At 62.7% G+C, this 16,496-nt stretch carries 16 protein-coding genes; 4 read left to right on the top strand and 12 right to left on the bottom strand.

What is annotated here, in order from left to right; translation table 11 throughout:
* Positions 1 to 33 precede the first annotated feature (33 nt).
* From OEG82_RS21420 to OEG82_RS21405, 4 genes are all read right to left on the bottom strand, one after another.
* A complete protein-coding gene (locus OEG82_RS21420) occupies positions 34 to 1,287 on the bottom strand; it encodes a phenylacetate--CoA ligase family protein (RefSeq protein WP_267614366.1) in 1,254 nt (417 codons plus the stop codon).
* A gap of 57 nt (positions 1,288 to 1,344) precedes the next feature.
* A complete protein-coding gene (gene omp10 / locus OEG82_RS21415) occupies positions 1,345 to 1,707 on the bottom strand; it encodes an outer membrane lipoprotein Omp10 (RefSeq protein WP_267614365.1) in 363 nt (120 codons plus the stop codon).
* Positions 1,708 to 1,842: 135 nt separating this feature from the next.
* Positions 1,843 to 3,294 carry a homospermidine synthase gene (locus OEG82_RS21410; RefSeq protein ID WP_267614364.1) on the bottom strand — a complete coding sequence of 484 codons (1,452 nt, stop codon included), beginning with the start codon at positions 3,292 to 3,294 and terminating at the stop codon, positions 1,843 to 1,845.
* A 94-nt stretch (positions 3,295 to 3,388) separates the two neighbouring features.
* On the bottom strand, positions 3,389 to 5,212 hold the full coding sequence (locus OEG82_RS21405) for a M3 family oligoendopeptidase (RefSeq protein WP_267615038.1): 1,824 nt from the start codon (positions 5,210 to 5,212) through the stop codon (positions 3,389 to 3,391).
* A 194-nt stretch (positions 5,213 to 5,406) separates the two neighbouring features.
* Between OEG82_RS21405 and OEG82_RS21400 the strand changes: the two genes are divergently transcribed.
* Together OEG82_RS21400 and OEG82_RS21395 are read left to right on the top strand one after the other, a co-directional pair.
* Complete coding sequence (locus OEG82_RS21400) at positions 5,407 to 6,945, top strand: sigma-54-dependent transcriptional regulator (protein WP_267614363.1); 1,539 nt, start codon at positions 5,407 to 5,409, stop codon at positions 6,943 to 6,945.
* A 186-nt stretch (positions 6,946 to 7,131) separates the two neighbouring features.
* Entirely contained in the window at positions 7,132 to 8,943 is a 1,812-nt protein-coding gene (locus OEG82_RS21395; RefSeq protein WP_267614362.1) for a peptidoglycan L,D-endopeptidase MepK, read from the top strand.
* A 132-nt stretch (positions 8,944 to 9,075) separates the two neighbouring features.
* Here the strand turns inward: OEG82_RS21395 and OEG82_RS21390 are convergent, their stop codons facing one another.
* A complete protein-coding gene (locus OEG82_RS21390; protein WP_267614361.1) occupies positions 9,076 to 9,342 on the bottom strand; it encodes a DUF2312 domain-containing protein in 267 nt (88 codons plus the stop codon).
* Positions 9,343 to 9,480: 138 nt separating this feature from the next.
* Complete coding sequence (locus OEG82_RS21385; protein ID WP_267614360.1) at positions 9,481 to 10,263, bottom strand: N-formylglutamate amidohydrolase; 783 nt, start codon at positions 10,261 to 10,263, stop codon at positions 9,481 to 9,483.
* Between the two features lie 224 nt (positions 10,264 to 10,487).
* Between OEG82_RS21385 and OEG82_RS21380 the strand changes: the two genes are divergently transcribed.
* Together OEG82_RS21380 and pyk are read left to right on the top strand one after the other, a co-directional pair.
* Positions 10,488 to 10,958, top strand: coding sequence for a DUF1036 domain-containing protein (locus tag OEG82_RS21380; RefSeq protein ID WP_267615037.1), 471 nt, complete (start codon positions 10,488 to 10,490; stop codon positions 10,956 to 10,958).
* Complete coding sequence (gene pyk / locus OEG82_RS21375) at positions 10,958 to 12,397, top strand: pyruvate kinase (protein WP_267614359.1); 1,440 nt, start codon at positions 10,958 to 10,960, stop codon at positions 12,395 to 12,397. The genes OEG82_RS21380 and pyk overlap by 1 nt, the downstream gene beginning before the upstream one ends.
* 26 nt (positions 12,398 to 12,423) lie before the next feature.
* Here the strand turns inward: pyk and OEG82_RS21370 are convergent, their stop codons facing one another.
* From OEG82_RS21370 to OEG82_RS21345, 6 genes are all read right to left on the bottom strand, one after another.
* Positions 12,424 to 13,485 (bottom strand): alpha/beta fold hydrolase, encoded by a 1,062-nt coding sequence (locus OEG82_RS21370; protein WP_425497611.1) that lies wholly within the window; start codon positions 13,483 to 13,485, stop codon positions 12,424 to 12,426.
* A gap of 87 nt (positions 13,486 to 13,572) precedes the next feature.
* Positions 13,573 to 14,184 (bottom strand): tetratricopeptide repeat protein, encoded by a 612-nt coding sequence (locus tag OEG82_RS21365; RefSeq protein WP_425497610.1) that lies wholly within the window; start codon positions 14,182 to 14,184, stop codon positions 13,573 to 13,575.
* Positions 14,185 to 14,254: 70 nt separating this feature from the next.
* The gene (gene ykgO, locus OEG82_RS21360; RefSeq protein WP_045649046.1) at positions 14,255 to 14,380 is read right to left on the bottom strand and encodes a type B 50S ribosomal protein L36; all 126 of its coding nucleotides are present in this window, start codon (positions 14,378 to 14,380) and stop codon (positions 14,255 to 14,257) included.
* Positions 14,381 to 14,539: 159 nt separating this feature from the next.
* Positions 14,540 to 15,628 carry a 5-(carboxyamino)imidazole ribonucleotide synthase gene (locus tag OEG82_RS21355; RefSeq protein WP_267614357.1) on the bottom strand — a complete coding sequence of 363 codons (1,089 nt, stop codon included), beginning with the start codon at positions 15,626 to 15,628 and terminating at the stop codon, positions 14,540 to 14,542.
* Entirely contained in the window at positions 15,625 to 16,125 is a 501-nt protein-coding gene (purE, locus tag OEG82_RS21350; RefSeq protein ID WP_267614356.1) for a 5-(carboxyamino)imidazole ribonucleotide mutase, read from the bottom strand. The genes OEG82_RS21355 and purE overlap by 4 nt, the downstream gene beginning before the upstream one ends.
* A 16-nt stretch (positions 16,126 to 16,141) precedes the next feature.
* The gene (locus OEG82_RS21345; RefSeq protein WP_267614355.1) at positions 16,142 to 16,345 is read right to left on the bottom strand and encodes a YdcH family protein; all 204 of its coding nucleotides are present in this window, start codon (positions 16,343 to 16,345) and stop codon (positions 16,142 to 16,144) included.
* Positions 16,346 to 16,496: the final 151 nt, after the last annotated feature.

Raw genomic sequence — 16,496 nt, 5'->3', positions numbered from 1 at the left:
CAAGCGGCGGGGCGGCTCTGTTTCCAGCGGTTTTCAAGCGGAATAATCACGCTCGTCGGCGATCACCTTGCCGTCATTGGGAAGGCTTGCCGAGGCTGCAATCTCGACCTTGCCGCGCAGCTTGGTCAGCGCCGTCAATGTTGCTTCGATTGCGGCTGTGTCCGGTGTTGCGCCCGGTGCCGGTTCGACCATCAGCGTCATCATGTCGGCGTCGCTGGCGCGGCTGACGACCAGCCGGGCGCGGGCGATGTCCGGATGCGCCCTGAGAAGCTCGGCCACCTGTTTGGGGTCGACGAACATGCCCTTGATCTTGGTGCGCTGGTCGGCGCGGCCCATCCAGCCCTGAATTCGCGGCCCTGTGCGGCCACAGGGCGACTGGCCCGGCAGGATTGCAGACAGATCGCCGGTGCCGAAACGGATCAGCGGATAGCCGGGATTGAGGGTGGTGACGACCAGTTCGCCGACTTCGCCCTCGGGCACCGGATCATTGGTGCCGGGACGGACGATTTCGACGATGATTGCTTCATTGACGATCATGCCGGGATGGAAGCCGCCCTCGGCGTCGGCGCTCTCATAGGCGATGACACCGAGATCCGCTGTCGCATAGCACTGTAGCACCGAGACCTGCCGGTCAGCGTAATATTGCCGCAGGGACGGAAACAGCGCGCCGCCAGAGACCAGTGCGCGCTTGATTGAGGAGACGTCGTGGCCCAGTTCGTCGGCCTTTTCGAGGATGATCTTGAGATAGTCCGGCGTGCCGGTGAAGCCCGATGGCTTGAGCCGGACCATGGCGTCGATCTGGGCTTCGGTGTTGCCTGCGCCGGCGGGAAAGACCAGGCATCCCAGCGCCCGGGCGCCTTCGTCGAGGATAAACCCGCCCGGGGTCATGTGGTATGCGAGCGCATTGTGCACGACGTCGCCGGAGCGGAAGCCCGCGGCAAACAGGGCGCGGGCCGAGGCCCAGGGGTCGATGCCCAGCCCCTGCGGCTCCCAGACAGGTCCGGGCGACATGAACACGCGGTTGCCCTTCAGGGCGTCGGGATCGGCAAGACCGCCAAAAGGCGGGCTGGCCTCCTGCATCTGCATCAGGTCGGGCTTGCGCAGGACCGGAAGTTTCGCCAGCGCGGCCCGGTCCACAAGGGCTGTCGGGTCGGGATGTCCGAGCCAGGCATCAAGCGCAGGCAGCCGCTTGTGGCTGCGCTCGAGCAATGTCCGCAGGCTTTCGAAGGTTTCCCGTTCGCGCCTGTCAGGCGTGCGGGTTTCGCGATCGTCGAAATGGCTGGTCATCGGTGCGGCCTGTGCTTGCTTGGAACGCCCTATGGTTCAGTCCGGCCCTGCAGTGGCCTAGACGCGGCGTACCAAGGTGAACTGCGCGCCGGTCGAAGATGTGCAGTTGAGCTGGGACGATCCGGCAAGCGCGCAATTGACCCGCGATGTGGTCTGGCGCAGCAACGAGGTCAGCTCAATCTCGACCATCTGGTCGGAGATGTGACGGTAGGATCCTTCCGCCAGCAGCGAATTGGTGTCGGTGGTGCGGGTCTCGAACCGGCCGGCCGAAAAGCTCGAAATGATGCCGTTGGGATCAACCCACTGGCCTTCGATGCCCTGAGGCTGGACCGCGATAGGACGCGGGCTGTAGGAGGGTGACTGGCAGGCGGCCAAAAGGCCGGCAAGCGCGCCGATGGCGATGATGCGGTGCAGTTTCATGGCGCGGTGCTCCCCTCGAGCTATGGCAGATACGATTCTAAGGTTTCAACAATGCCGCGACCACGCGGCGAAAGCAAGGCAACGGCAGTCCGGCCGGCCTGACGGCCGGTCCGGTTTGTCTCCTGTGTGGCCGGTCTAACGCACCAGCACATTGCGGAACTGCCACGGGTCGGACTCGTCGATGTCTTCCGGGAACAGGCCGGGACGGCCGGTCAGCGGCGTCCAGTCGGTGTAATGGCCCTCGACCGGGCCGAGATAGGGCTTCTGCACTTCGAGGCAGCGCTTGTAGTCGACCTCGTCGGCCTCGACGATGCCGGATTTGGGGTTTTCGAGCGCCCAGACCATGCCGGCCAGAACCGCCGAGGTCACCTGCATGCCGGTGGCGTTCTGGTAGGGGGCCAGGCGGCGGGTCTCTTCCAGCGACAGGCGCGAGCCGTACCAGTAGGCATTCTTGTCGTGACCATAGAGCAGCACGCCGAGCTCATCGAGACCCTCGACCAGCTCGTGCTCGTCAAGCACGTGCAGCACTGGCTGCTGGGTGCCGCCATTGCCGAACATTTCATGCAGCGACAGAACCGCGTCATTGGCCGGGTGATAGGCGTAATGGCAGGTCGGGCGATAGGTGATGTCGCCGTCCTTGTTGCGGACCGTGAAAAAGTCGGCAATCGAGATCGACTCGTTGTGGGTGACGAGGAAGCCGTATTGCGGGCCCGGTGTCGGGCACCAGGTGCGCACGCGGGTGTTGGCGCCCGGCTGCTCGAGATAGATGGCGGCCTTGCAGCCCTTCTTGTGCTTCTTGGCGTTTTTCGGCATCCAGTTTTCATGGGTGCCCCAGCCGAGTTCCGCCGGCTGCAGGCCTTCGGAGATGAAGCCTTCCGCCGACCAGGTGTTCCAGAACACATTGAGCGGCTTGGGATTCTTGGTCAGCTGGGTGTCGCGCTCGGCGATGTGGACGCCCTTGACGCCGGCCTTTTTCATCAGCTTGGCCCAGCCTTCGCGGTCGTTCTGGTCGGGCTCGTCGAACTTGATGTCCAGGTCCCTGGCAAGATTGACCAGCGCCTGCTTGACGAACCAGGACACCATGCCCGGATTGGCGCCGCAGGTGGAGACGGCGGTGGTTCCGCCGGGATTCTTGTTCTTCTCATGGCGCAGGGTCTCGCGCAGCGCATAATTGGTGCGCTCGGAGTTCTTCATGCTCTTGTCGAAATAGAAGCCGAGCCATGGCTCGATCACCGTGTCGATGTAGAGCACGTCGAGCTTGCGGCAGAGCTTGATCAGGTCGACGGAACCGGTGTCGACCGAGAGATTGACACAGAAGCCCTGGCCATCGCCTTCGGTCAGCAGCGGCTTGAGCAGGTCCTTGTAATTGTCCCCGGTGACATGCGCCTTGATGTGGCGGATGCCATGCTGGGCAAGGATTTCCATGTCATCGGCGTCATCACGCGGGTCGATGACGACCATCCGGCTCTTGTCGAACTTGAAGTGACGCTCGATCAGCGGCAGCGTGCCACGCCCGATCGAACCGAAGCCGATCAATACGATCGGTCCGGTGATCTCGCCATAGACGGGATAATCCTGCTGGGTCATGCCATTCGCTCCATTAACAAGCGCTGCAGCCGTCTGCGGCGGTAGCGGCGGCGTAAATCATACTTTGTTGTTACAATAAAGCGAAATCAGATGCTCAGCTGTCCATCGCCTCCAGTTCGTCGATCAGGCCCTCGATCATCGACAGACCCTGGTTCCAGAAGCCGGGATCGGAGGCGTCGAGCCCGAAGGGCAGCAGCAGTTCGGAGTGATGTTTGGTGCCGCCGGCCTTGAGCATGTCGAAATAGCGGTCGTGGAACTGCTCGGGCGATTTTTCGTAGACCGAGTAAAGGGAATTGACCAGGCAATCGCCGAATGCGTAGGCGTAGACATAGAACGGCGAGTGGATGAAATGCGGGATATAGGCCCAGAAGGTCTCGTAACCGTCCGACAGTTCAACCGCAGGTCCGAGGCTTTCGGACTGGACATCCAGCCAGAGCTGGCCGAGCTGTTCCGAGGTCAGCTCGCCTTCGCGCCGCGCGGTGTGGACCCGGCGCTCGAATTCATAAAACGCGATCTGGCGGACCACGGTGTTGATCATGTCCTCCACCTTCTGAGCCAGCATGGCCTTGCGCTCGCGGCGGTCGGTGGTGCGTTCGAGAAGCGCGCGGAAGGTCAGCATCTCGCCGAACACCGAGGCTGTCTCGGCAAGGGTGAGCGGTGTCGATGACATCAGCGCGCCCTGGTCCGCGGCCAGCACCTGGTGCACGCCATGGCCGAGCTCGTGAGCCAATGTCATCACGTCGCGTGGCTTGCCCAGATAGTTGACCAGCACATAGGGGTGGACCGAAGGCACGGTGGGATGGGCGAAAGCGCCCGACATCTTGCCCGGACGGCTGGGGGCGTCGATCCAGCGTTCGTCAAAGAACCGGCGGGCGATATCGGCCATTTCGGGGGCGAAGCCATGATAGGCCGACAGCACCGTGTTCTTGGCCTCATCCCAGGAAATGGTCTCGCTCGGGGTTTCGGGCAGCGGCGCGTTGCGGTCCCAGAACTCGAGCTTTTCCAGCCCGAGCCAGCGGGCTTTCATCGCGTAGTAGCGGTGCGACAGACGCGGCGCCGCCTCGCGGACAGCCTGGGCCAGCGCGTCGACCACCGGCCGTTCGACCCGGTTGGCCAGATGGCGGCTGTCGGCAATGTCCTCGAACCCGCGCCAGCGGTCGGAGATTTCCTTGTCCTTGGCCAGCGTATTGGTGATCAGCGTGAAGGTGCGCAGATTTTCCTTGAAGGTGGCGGCCAGCGCCAGGCCGGCTTTCTTGCGCTTGGCGCCGTCGGAATTCTGCAGCATCGACAGCGTCACTTCCAGCGGAAGCGCCTGATCGTCAATGGTGAATTCGAGGCTGCCCATGGTTTCGTCGAACAGCCGGTTCCAGGCGGCGTGGCCGGTCATCGATTTTTCGTGGAACAATTGCTCGATGCGGTCTTCGAGCTGGTAGGGCCGGTCGAGCCGCAGATCGTGGATCCAGGGCGTGTAGCGTGCGGCGCGGGGATCGCGGCTCAGACTGTCCTCGATCACCGAATCCTCGATGCGGTTGAGCTCCAGCCCGAAGAACAGCAGATGGGCGCTGGCATCGGTCATCGCGCTTTGCACGTCGCCGTAGAATTTGGCGATCTTGGTGTCGGAGGTGTCGGTGAAATAGGCCAGCCCGGCGTAGGAAATGATGCGGCCCATCAGTTCCTCGAGCTGTTCATAGGTCTCGATCGCCGCACCCAGACCTTCATCGCCGGAGGTCCTTGCAGCCTCGGTGATCCGGCCCTTCCAGCGCGCTTCGAATGCCTCGGCGCGGCTCAGCGCCTCGGCGAGATCGGATTTGAATTCGGGCGCTTCGGGTCCGGTGTAGAGATCATCGAGGTTCCATCCGGGCAACTGACCCAGGGCGGCATCCTGTCCACCGGACGTCGCGGGCGCGTGGACGGGCATAGGGCCCAGAACTGAATTCGGCATGAAGGCACTCACTTTCAAAATCGGGATCGCGAAGCTGTAATCCGGTTTTACTGGCAGCGACGATTAAAATGCAAACATTTCTCGAAATCCGTTTTTCAGCCTTTTCTGGCAACCTCGGGTCCTAACCAAAGTGCGTTGCCCGCATCATCGGGAGTGAGGAAGCAAGACCCTTGTCCAATCGTGTTTTAATAGTCGATGACGATCCGGTTCAGCGTCGCCTGCTCAAGGCCGCGGCTGAACGTTGCGGGTACGAGACCGAACTGTTTGAGGACGGGCGCACGGCGCTCGCCCGGTTGACCAGCCCCGAGCAGAACATCGATGCGGTGGTGCTCGACCTGATGATGCCCGAAATGGGTGGCCTGGAAATGCTCGATCGCATGCATGCTGCAGGCATTTCCGTTCCGATCATCGTGCAGACCGGCCAGGGCGGCATCGAGACCGTGGTCAAGGCCATGCGCGCAGGCGCATTCGATTTCGTGGTCAAGCCTGTCTCGCCCGAACGGCTTGGGCTGTCGCTTGCCAATGCTCTCAAGGCTTCCCGGATCGGCGCAGTGCCCAGGCCGTCGCGCAAGGACACCGGGTTCCAGGATATCGTTGCCGCCAGCCCGGCGATGGAACGGGTGATTTCGCTCGGCCGCCGTGCGGCAGCATCGATCATTCCGGTCGTGCTGGAAGGCGAATCCGGCGTCGGCAAGGAAATGATCGCCCACGCCATCCAGGCGGAAAGCAGCCGGCGCAACAAGCCATTCGTCACCGTCAATTGCGGTGCCATCCCCGAAAACCTGGTCGAAAGCATCCTGTTCGGTCACGAGAAAGGCGCGTTCACCGGCGCCAATGAACGCCACGCCGGCAAGTTTGCCGAAGCCGATGGCGGCACGCTGTTTCTCGATGAAATCGGAGAGCTTCCGCCGGAAATCCAGGTCAAGCTGCTGCGCGCGGTGCAACTGGGCGAGATCGAGACCGTTGGCGCGCGGCTGTCGAGGAAGGTGGATATCCGCCTGATTTCGGCAACCAACAAGGACCTGATCGCGGAGGTCAAGGCAGGACGGTTCCGCGAGGATCTGTATTACCGGCTCAATGTGTTCCCGATCCATGTCCCGGCGCTGCGCAAGCGCAAGGAAGACATTCCGCAACTGGTGCGGCATTTCGCCAAACGGTTCTCGAATGCGATCGGCGGCAACCGCGCGCGCAGCGTCGCGCCGGATGCCATGGCGCTGCTGACGGCACATGACTGGCCGGGCAATATCCGCGAGCTCGAAAATGCCATGCACCGGGCGATTGTGCTGTGCGACGGCGACACGCTGACGGTGGATCTGTTTCCACAGATTGCCGCCCAGGTGCCCGGTTACCGGCTTTCGCCATCGGACAATGAGCCGGAGCCGACCGAGTGGGCCGATCTGCGGACCGCGGTCGCGGCTCCGATGCAACAGGCCCGGGCTGCCGACCGGATGAGTTTCGAACCGTCCGACATCGTGGCGCCGATCACCCCGATGGGCGCCGGCGTGCCTGCGGTCAACGCGGTGACGCCGGAGGGCGAAGTGCGCCCGATTGCCGAGGTCGAGGAAGAACTCATCCGTTTTGCGCTTTCGTTTTACCGCGGACAGATGAGCGAAGTGGCTCGGCGGCTCGGCATCGGCCGGTCAACGCTGTACCGCAAGCTCAAGGATTACGCGATCAATCCCGACGATCCGGACCGCGAGGCCGCCTGAACCAAGATCCTGCGGGAGTAAAAAAGCTGTTCTCCGGACGAATTGCTTCATTCCTTGTTAAGTGATTATTCACTATAAGTTGTGCCGCAGCGATACATGGCAGGTGTTGCCATTGTGTCACCGCATTTGGTCATCAAATGATGATCGATCACGGTTTTCCGGCGTTCGGGGACAGCTTTGGCGAAAATGACAACACATTCAGGTTTGGCGCTGGCCGCATGGTCGGCAGTTGCGCGCATACTGGCGCGGTCGCACAGGGCAGCGCTGTTTGCGGCGTTGCGGATCTGCCTGCTGGCATTGATCGCGGCGTCTGCAGGGCTGGCGGCAACCGTCAGCGCTTCGGCCGAGACCCGCTCGCTGAAACTCTACTACATCCACACCAAGGAAAAGGCCGAGATCGTTTTCAAGCGCAATGGCAAATATGATCAGGCCGGCTTGAACAAACTCAACCGTTTTTTGCGCGACTGGCGCCGCAATGAGCCGACCAAGATGGATCCGCGGCTGTTTGATCTGGTCTGGGAAGTCTACAACCGGGTCGGCGGTCGCGACTATATCAACGTGATTTCCGCCTACCGGTCTCCCGCCACCAATGACATGCTGCGCCGGACCCGCGGCGGTCAGGCCAAGAAAAGCCAGCACATGGTCGGCAAGGCCATGGATTTCTACATTCCCGGCGTGAAACTCTCCACGCTTCGCAGTGCCGCCATGAAGATCCAGGGGGGCGGCGTCGGCTATTATCCCAAATCCGGTTCGCCTTTCGTCCATCTCGATGTGGCGAGCGTGCGCGCCTGGCCGCGGATGAGCCGTCAGGAGCTCAGCAAGCTGTTTCCTGACGGCAAGACCCTGCATCTTCCGCCGGACGGCAAGCCGCTTCCCGGCTACCAGGTCGCGCTGGCCGACTACAAGCGGCGCGGCGGTGCCATCGTGACGACCAGCGGCGGCGACTCCGGCTCCGACAAGAAGCGCTCGGGCGGATTGCTGGCAGCCTTGTTTGGCGGCGGCGACGAGGATGAGGAACCAGAAGCAATCGCGGCAGCGCCGGTTCCGAAGGCTGCGCCCAAGCAGACCGAAATTGCGGCCCTGCCAGGCGTCTCCGCAGATGCTCCGCCGGCCGAGCTGGCCTTCGCACTTCCGGCCCGCGGACCGATGCCCGTCGCCCGGCCGACAACCGAGGCTCCGGTGGTGATGGCCGCGCTGGCCCCGCCGGAACCGGTGCTGCCGGCGCAGGCTGAGGTCGAGGCCTTCGCTGCGGCCGCCAATGCGGATGTTGCGACGCTTCCGCCGGCGCAAATCGATCTGGCCTCAATTCGCGCGCCGATACCGGAACTGCTGGCCGAGCGCGCCCTTGCGCCAAAACCGGTTGTGGATGTCTCCGAGGCGCCTGCAGTGGAGGTCGCCGCCCTAGCGATTCCCAATCCGCCGGTTCCCGATATCCTGAGAGCCCGGATGCTCGCCGATGCTGCGCAGCCTGTTTCGGATGTGCCGGCACCGGCGCCAGAGCCTGAGCTTGCTGCAGCGGCCACGGCTGCCGGTGCGAGCGTGCCATTGCCCCTAGATAATGATTTCGTGCCGCTGCCGATCCGCAGGCCGGCCAACCGTACCGGGGACCGTGGTCCGTCAATCGAACTCGCATCGCTGGAGCCTGTACCGGTCCCGGCGCAGCGTGGCGCACGTCTTGAGGCAGCCTCTGTCGCTGCGGCCGCATCCCGAAAGGGTGACCGGCCCACCGCCACCGCGGTTGTCGATCAGCAACCACGCGCGATCCGCACCGAGCCGAAGCTGACCGACACGATCATCTCGACATGGGCGCTGTCCCAGGAACGGGTGAACAGGATGTCGACCTTGCCGGGCAAGGGACGGCGGTTTGTCGTCAACCAGTTGCGCGCCGCGCCGACCGTTGTCTATGCCAATGCCTTTGCGCCAGGCGGCGATCTTCCGCACAACGAGTTCACCGGATCCGCGGTCAACTTCATCTCCGTCGCCCGCTTCGGAAACTGATTTTTCCGGCTGTACCGGCTGCCCCGCCACACTCCAGGACATGACCATGAAAATGGCCGCTCGATCAGCGCGATCGAGCGGCCATGATGGCGTCACGGTCTTGCAGCGTGCGCGAAGCGTCGCGCGCAGGGCTCAGCTTGCGTCTTCAGGCTCGGGAGCCATGCCGAGGGCATGCAGATAGGTGTCGAGAATGGCTTCCTGCTCCATCCGGTCATTGGCATCCTGCTTGCGGATGGCGATGACCTTGCGCAGAACCTTGACATCGTAGCCGGTTGACTTGGCTTCGCCATAGACATCCTTGATGTCGTCGGCGATGGTTTTCTTTTCTTCTTCCAGCCGTTCAATGCGCTCGACAAAGGAACGGAGCTGGTCGCGGGCGACGGCGCCGGCATCAGACATGGGGTCACTCCTGAAAGGACAGATGAGGGGTCAATGGCAAGACGCTTCAGTGCCCAAACGAGGCCGTCGGGTCAAGGGCGTTTGCGGAATAGGGGTTGAATAATCGACATCCTGTGGAGATGCTACCGGATCATGCGCTCAAATCACCCGGGAACCGTGCAATTCGATTTGGTGCAGTTCCGGCTGCCGGGTCATCGTGGCGAGGATCGGCGCCAGCCGGTCGGCCCATGATTCGACGCCGGCCTGATCGCCGATCAGATCCTGGCGGATCTCGAGCAGGGCATGGGCAATTCCGGTCATCGAGCAATGCCGGTGCATGGTGTCGCCCCTGAGTGCGCCGTCATAGGGTTCATTGTCGCCGACGATCAGGGCCGGATCTGCCGCCAGCTGCTCTATCATCATCCGCGCCGCCCGGGGGTCGGTGTCCCACAGCACGCCCGCGTGCCACGGTCTTGGCACACCCTTCCAGGCATGGGTGAAGGAATGCACGGAAACCACCAGCGGCGGCTTGCGGGACTTGCGCCATGTTTCTGAAATCACCGTCGAGACCGCGTCATGATAGGGGCGGTGGAACAGGTTGAGACGGCGCTCGCGCTCTGCTTCGGCCAACGGATGATTGGCGGGTATGACCATTCCGTCGGACAGTTTCATGATCAGCGTCGGATCGTCCTCGCCGCGGTTGGGATCGATCAGCAACCGCGAAAAACACCCCAACACGGCCGGAACGCCAAGCCGTTCGCACAGTCCGCGGGTGACGTCTTCGACCCCGATATCATAGGCAATGTGGCGGCCGAATGCCTCGGCGGGCAGGCCGAGATCGCCATATTCGGAGGGCAGGCGGTTCATGGCATGATCGGCGAGCAGGACCAGTGAATGGCTCGGGTCGCCGGGAATGATTTCAAAAGGTTGGAAGCCGGACATCGCAGATTTTTGAACAGAGTGCAGAAAGGACGGTACCGCGCGATCAATTGCACAGCCGTTCCCCACGGGCAACCGTCACGATCCGGTCTTTCCTCGCCCGTGGCATATAATTGCCGGGGAAAGCGCGCGAAGCTCGACTTTAGTCGGGCTGCATTCGTTGACTTTCACGGCCTCGCGGCGCAAAAAGCAACGCACATGCCTTTAGCGGAGACTGACCGGAATTGATGTTTCGCGAGTTGCCACGAACCTGTTTCCCCATCGCCAAATTTGCTGCGCTCGTTTCCCTGACCCTCGGGGCGCTGGCGATTGCCGGCGTGGGAGAGGCCAAAGCCGATTTCCGGGTGTGCAATGGCACCCAGTCCCTGGTCGGGGGCGCGATCGGTTACCGTACCGAAGAGGGGTGGGTCACGGAGGGCTGGTGGCAGATTCCCGCCAATTCCTGCGCCACGCTGATTGAAGGTCAGATTCGGTCGCGGTATTATTACCTCTATGCCGAGGATGCCGGCGGCGGTGGCCGCTGGGGCGGTGACATCAACATGTGCGTCGCTGACAATGAATTCCGGATCGTCGGGGTCGAAGACTGTTTCGCGCGCGGCTTTCAGCGCGTGGGATTCAAGGAATACGATACCGGAAGGCAGGGAAGTTGGATGGTCCAGCTGTCGGATGCCCCGGAAGCGCCAGGAAGCCAAGATTGATGAAGCGGCTACGCAACGTAAAAATTCTCGCCACACTCGGACCAGCGTCGTCTGAGGAGGCGATGATCAAGAAACTGCATGAGGCAGGTGCAGACCTGTTTCGCATCAACATGAGTCACTCGACCCATGAGATGATGCGGACACTGGTTTCCCGCATTCGCGCGGTGGAAAAGGAATGCGGACGCCCGATCGGCATTCTCGCCGACCTGCAGGGCCCGAAGCTGCGGGTGGGCAAATTTGCCGATGGCGCGGCGACGCTCGTTGCCGGCCAGACCTTCACGCTCGACAACAAGGATGTTCCCGGTGACGCGACGCGGGTGTTCCTGCCGCATCCTGAAATCCTCGAAGCGGTACAGCCGGGCCACCGGTTGCTGATCGACGACGGACGGCTGCAGCTGATTGCTGTTGAAAGCGACAAGACTTCGATCACCTGCACCGTGGTCAACGGCACCAAGATTTCCGACCGGAAGGGCGTCAGCCTGCCCGACACGCTGCTCGAAAGCGGAGCGCTGACCGAGAAGGACAGGAGCGATCTGGACGCCGTTCTGGCGGTCGACGATGTCGACTGGGTGGCGCTGTCGTTCATTCAACGGCCGGAAGATCTGGCGGAAGTGCGCAAGATCGCGCGCGGCCGGGTGGGGCTGATGTCGAAGATCGAGAAGCCGCAGGCGCTCGAGCGTATCAACGAGATCATCGAACTGTCCGACGCCCTGATGGTGGCCCGCGGCGACCTCGGTGTGGAAATGCCGGTGGAATCGGTGCCGGGCATCCAGAAGCAGCTTATCCGCGCCTGCCGCAAGGCCGGCAAGCCGGTGGTGGTGGCGACCCAGATGCTGGAATCGATGATTTCCGCCTCCGTTCCAACCCGCGCCGAAGTGTCCGATGTGGCCACGGCCGTGTTCGAAGGCGCCGATGCGGTGATGCTGTCGGCTGAATCCGCTGCCGGCGACTATCCGGTTGAAGCGGTCCAGATGATGGCCTCGATTGCCCGCAAGGTCGAGCGTGATCCGAATTATCCCGGCATCATCTATTCCCAGCGCCCGCTGCCTGACGCCACCGGCGCCGATGCGATTTCGCTGGCGGCGCGTCAAATCGCCGAAACACTCAATCTGTCGGCGATTGTTTGCTACACCTCGTCCGGCAATACCGGGCTGCGCTCGGCACGTGAACGGCCGAACGTGCCGGTCATTGCCCTGTCACCGGTGATCCAGACCGCACGGCGGCTGTCGGTCGTCTGGGGCCTGCATTGCGTGGTGACCGATGATGCGACCGATCTCGATGACATGGTCGACCGCGCCTGCCGCATCGCGTTCCGCGAGGAATTCGGCAAGCCGGGCGATCGCATCATCATTTCGGCTGGCGTGCCACTGGGAACCCCCGGTTCGACCAACATGCTGCGCATTGCCTATATCGGCTCTGACGGCATGACCGGCATCTGAGCGACTTTGGATCAGCCTGTAAAACCTTACCCGGCGGAGGAAACTTCGCCGGGACAGCTGGCATGGTCATTGGCCAGCGCGGTCTCGGCGCGCGCGGCAGCCTGCTGCAGATCCACTTCGAGGCCGGACACCTTCTCGATGGCGGCGACTGCAAGCGTCGTCGTGACGTGATCAGGCTTGTGCCCGAGATTGCGAACCCAGACCAGTTCCGCTCCCTCGATATCCCGCGCCAGACCTTCCGAATGTATGTGCGCCAGCACAATCGCATCGCTGTCGCCGGTGACAATCACCGTCGGCGCCGTGATCTCGGTGTAGCGCGGGGCGATGCGCGTGACATAGGGCTTCAGGTTCGAGACATCGATGGCGTTGTAGCGAAAGGCCCGTGGCCTGAGCACCAGGGCCGGTGCGGTTTCAGATATGTAGCCGGCGGGTGTCGGGTTCGGGGCGAAGACGCAGGCCGAGCCGCTTTCCAGCCGTGTCAGCCCCGCCGGGAGGGCCAGCACATTGGCAAACAGCTTGCCGATCAGCGGCGTGCTGGTCAGGCCGTAATACCAGGCAATGCCGCCGGGCCAGGGATGTGTCGCTGGTGCCAGGAACACGAGGCCCGCAACAGCCTCGGGATGGCCGAGCGCCAGGCTCGCCGCGATTGCTCCGCCGAAGGAATGGCCGATGATGACCGCCTTGGAGATGCCCTTGGCCTGCATCGCCTGCACGATGGCTGCGGCCTGACCGTCGGGCGTATCATTGGCCGCATCGCCGCGCTCGGACCAGCCATGGCCCGGCCGGTCGATGAACAGCATCTCGGCGCGGCCTTCGAGCTGCGGCCTGAACGGGATCATCTGGTCTAAGAGATTGCCGCTGGCGCCGTGGATGAACACCAGTGGCGGCAGGTCGGCGGTGTCGGGGCGGGGAATGTGGACCGCGTGAAGCCGGTACCCGCCGACATCGATCATCTCGCCGACCGGCGGATAGAGCGCCTCGATCTCGCGGGCCTTCATCCGGGTCCAGATGGCAAGGCCGGCAATCAGCAGAAACAGGGCGGCGAGAATATAGATCATGGTGGTGAGGATCGGTCTGTGGGGCAACATCAAGGGGCGACGCTATCTGGCTGAAGGCGAGGGCAGGAGGCCCTTTCATGCGCTACTGTTTCAAGAGAGAAAAGTTTCAGGGGGAGCTCAGATCTTGCTGCCGGTGAGTTTGTCGGTCAGGTCCGCGACCTTCTCCTGGGCCTGGTGATTAGCCGGGTAGATCTCGAGCATCTGCTCCCAGGCGCGCAGCTCAAGCTCGTCATTTCCGGAATCGGAGAGAATGGCGGCCAGGCCGGCGATGGCGCCGAAATGGCGGGGTTCAAGCGCCAGCACGCGGTTGATGTCGGTCATCGATTTCGAATGATTGCCCATCATGTAATGCAGCGTGGCGCGCCGGTTCCAGCCCTCGGCAAAATCCGGTTTGAGCACGATCACCTGGTCCAGCAGATCGAGCGCCAGCCCGTTTTTCTGGTCGGATATGGCCTTGTCGGCCCATTGCAGCAGGAGGTTGGTGGTGGCGCTTCCCGAATCGCGCCAGCGTGTCCAGATGCGCTCGCTGATTCGCTTGGCCTGCCTGGCGTCGCGGGTGCGCTTGAGCTGGGAAAACAGGCTGTCGAGCGTGTCTGCCGGTGCCTCGGAGACGCTCGATTGAAGCGGCTCGGGCCGGGTCTGGGCCATAGCCGAATGTCCGGCCATGGCCGTGGACAGGGCCACAGCTACGGTCAGGAACAAAAATCTTGAAAATGAAAAATGGCGCATGACGGAAAACTAGACCGTCTGCGCCAAAGATCAAATGCAAATTTCAGTGATCGCAAAGCGACCTGCTGCTTCAGCCCTGACGAGCCTTGAAGCGCGGGTTCTGCTTGTTGATGATGTAAACGCGGCCCTTGCGGCGAACCAGACGGTTGTCGCGGTGGCGTGCTTTGAGCGATTTAAGCGAATTCTTGATCTTCATTGTTCTGATCCGCGGGTTATGCGGGCGAAAGAGGCTGCCCATTCAAACAAAAACGCGCCACCAAGGGACGCGCTCATCGGTTGGACCGCATGTAGCCGCTTGGGCATTTGCTGTCAACTCCGGGGGGACCTTTTCCCTCCTGAATCCGGCCCCTGGCGCCTATGTCAGCGGGCTGATCCGGGTGACATGGCCCATCTTGCGGCCGGGGCGGGCGTCGGACTTGCCGTAAAGATGCAACACGGTGCCGGATTCGGTCGCCAAGCCGGGCACGCGGGTGATGTCGTCGCCGATCAGGTTTTCCATGACGCAGTCGGAATGCCGCGCGGGGTCGCCCAGCGGAAGGCCGGTGATGGCGCGAATATGCTGCTCGAATTGCGAAATGGCGCAGGCGGCTTCCGTCCAGTGACCGGAATTGTGAACCCGCGGCGCAATCTCGTTGACAAGCAGCCGGTGCCGCTCCCTATCGCGAACGGCAAAGAATTCGACGGCAAACACCCCGACATACTCCAGATGACCGGCGATCGCGGCGGCGATCCTGATCGCCTCGGCGCGGGCTTCGGCTCCAAGCGTCGAGGGCACGGTGGATGTGTGCAGGATATGGTTGCGATGGACATTTTCGGCGACGTCAAAGGCGCGAACTTCACCCGACAGGCCGCGCGCGGCGATCACCGAGACTTCGCAATCGAAATGAACGAAGGATTCGAGGATGGCCATCTGGCCGTGCATTGCAGCCAAGGCGGGATCGGCGTCTTCCGGCTTGACCAGCTTGGCCTGGCCCTTGCCGTCATAGCCCAGACGGGTGGTCTTGAGCACAGCCGGCAGCCCGGTGGTGGTGATGGCCGTGTCCAGCTCGGAGCGGGTCGCTACTGCGGCGAACAGGGCCGTTTCGGCTCCGAGGTCCCGCGCCATGGTCTTTTCCAGCAGCCGGTCCTGCGCCACCTCCAGCGCCTTGGATCCCGGCCTGACCGCGACATGGGCTTCGAGCCACTGAACCGCTGCCACCGGCACGTTCTCGAATTCATAGGTGACCACGTCACAAAATTCGGCCAGTTGCTCCAGGGCTTCCGGATCGTCATAGCTTGCGACAATCTGGCTGTTGGCGACCTGGGCGGCGGGCGCATGGATATCGGGTTCGAGAATGATGGTCTTGTAGCCCAGGCGCGCTGCGGCCATCGCCAGCATCCGGCCAAGCTGGCCGCCGCCGATGATGCCGATCATGGCGCCCGGCGCCAGCGGCTGCGCGCTCATGGCTGATCGACCGGTGCGTCGGCCACGGCATCGGTGCGGGCCTGGCGCCAGTCATCGAGCCTGTCAGCCAGCGCCGCATCATTGAGCGCCAGAACGCTTGCGGCGAGCAGGGCGGCGTTGACCGCGCCTGCCTTGCCGATTGCCAGGGTGCCGACCGGGATGCCGGCGGGCATCTGCACGATCGAGAGCAGGCTGTCCTGTCCCGAAAGCGCCTTGGACTCGACTGGAACCCCGAACACCGGCAACGGCGTAAAGGCCGCGGTCATGCCGGGCAGGTGGGCAGCACCCCCGGCTCCGGCAATGATCACCTGGAAGCCGTCGGCGCGGGCGCCTTTTGCAAAGGCAACCAGGCGGTCCGGTGTGCGGTGCGCCGAGATGATGAGGGGCTGATGGGCAATGCCGAGCTCGGCCAGGGTATCGGCGGCGTGTTTCATCGTGGGCCAGTCCGACTGGCTCCCCATGATCACGGCGACCTTCGGAATCGGGTTGTCAGTCATGCGCAGCTCCGCGAGGTCAGGCTATGATGTCGGGAATGATCTGGTCTTCGATCTTGCTGATCTTGTCCTTGATCGCAAGTTTCTTCTTTTTCATGCGTTGGATGCGCAGCTGGTCACAACCCACCTTGATCATGGCGTTGATTGCGACATCGAAGTCCTCGTGCTCATGGCGCAACCGTGCCACCAACATGCGCAATTCCGCCTGTTCCTGATCGGACATGCAGTTTCCCCGTCTTATTCATCCTGTCGGCGCGTGCCCGACCTTTTTGTCGTTGCCGCGCTCCTACCACATAAACAGGTGTAACGGGAAGTTATCCCCAGATAGAAATCACCTTCGACAAAAGGAAAAAGCCGTGGCACACTTCCAGCCG

The organism is Hoeflea ulvae, from assembly GCF_026619435.1.
GTDB lineage: Bacteria > Pseudomonadota > Alphaproteobacteria > Rhizobiales > Rhizobiaceae > Hoeflea > Hoeflea ulvae.
Note: the sequence above shows the minus strand (reverse complement) of the source record. Positions and strands in the feature narration are given on the sequence as shown.

What these genes read in the sequence shown, in the direction of transcription:
- OEG82_RS21420 (WP_267614366.1), bottom strand. Translation starts at nt 1,287, where the DNA reads ATGACCAGCCATTTCGACGATCGCGAAACCCGCACGCCTGACAGGCGC.
- omp10 (WP_267614365.1), bottom strand. Translation starts at nt 1,707, where the DNA reads ATGAAACTGCACCGCATCATCGCCATCGGCGCGCTTGCCGGCCTTTTG.
- OEG82_RS21410 (WP_267614364.1), bottom strand. Translation starts at nt 3,294, where the DNA reads ATGACCCAGCAGGATTATCCCGTCTATGGCGAGATCACCGGACCGATC.
- OEG82_RS21405 (WP_267615038.1), bottom strand. Translation starts at nt 5,212, where the DNA reads ATGCCCGTCCACGCGCCCGCGACGTCCGGTGGACAGGATGCCGCCCTG.
- OEG82_RS21395 (WP_267614362.1), top strand. Translation starts at nt 7,132, where the DNA reads ATGACAACACATTCAGGTTTGGCGCTGGCCGCATGGTCGGCAGTTGCG.
- OEG82_RS21390 (WP_267614361.1), bottom strand. Translation starts at nt 9,342, where the DNA reads ATGTCTGATGCCGGCGCCGTCGCCCGCGACCAGCTCCGTTCCTTTGTC.
- OEG82_RS21385 (WP_267614360.1), bottom strand. Translation starts at nt 10,263, where the DNA reads ATGTCCGGCTTCCAACCTTTTGAAATCATTCCCGGCGACCCGAGCCAT.
- OEG82_RS21380 (WP_267615037.1), top strand. Translation starts at nt 10,488, where the DNA reads ATGTTTCGCGAGTTGCCACGAACCTGTTTCCCCATCGCCAAATTTGCT.
- pyk (WP_267614359.1), top strand. Translation starts at nt 10,958, where the DNA reads ATGAAGCGGCTACGCAACGTAAAAATTCTCGCCACACTCGGACCAGCG.
- OEG82_RS21370 (WP_425497611.1), bottom strand. Translation starts at nt 13,485, where the DNA reads ATGTTGCCCCACAGACCGATCCTCACCACCATGATCTATATTCTCGCC.
- OEG82_RS21365 (WP_425497610.1), bottom strand. Translation starts at nt 14,184, where the DNA reads ATGCGCCATTTTTCATTTTCAAGATTTTTGTTCCTGACCGTAGCTGTG.
- ykgO (WP_045649046.1), bottom strand. Translation starts at nt 14,380, where the DNA reads ATGAAGATCAAGAATTCGCTTAAATCGCTCAAAGCACGCCACCGCGAC.
- OEG82_RS21355 (WP_267614357.1), bottom strand. Translation starts at nt 15,628, where the DNA reads ATGAGCGCGCAGCCGCTGGCGCCGGGCGCCATGATCGGCATCATCGGC.
- purE (WP_267614356.1), bottom strand. Translation starts at nt 16,125, where the DNA reads ATGACTGACAACCCGATTCCGAAGGTCGCCGTGATCATGGGGAGCCAG.
- OEG82_RS21345 (WP_267614355.1), bottom strand. Translation starts at nt 16,345, where the DNA reads ATGTCCGATCAGGAACAGGCGGAATTGCGCATGTTGGTGGCACGGTTG.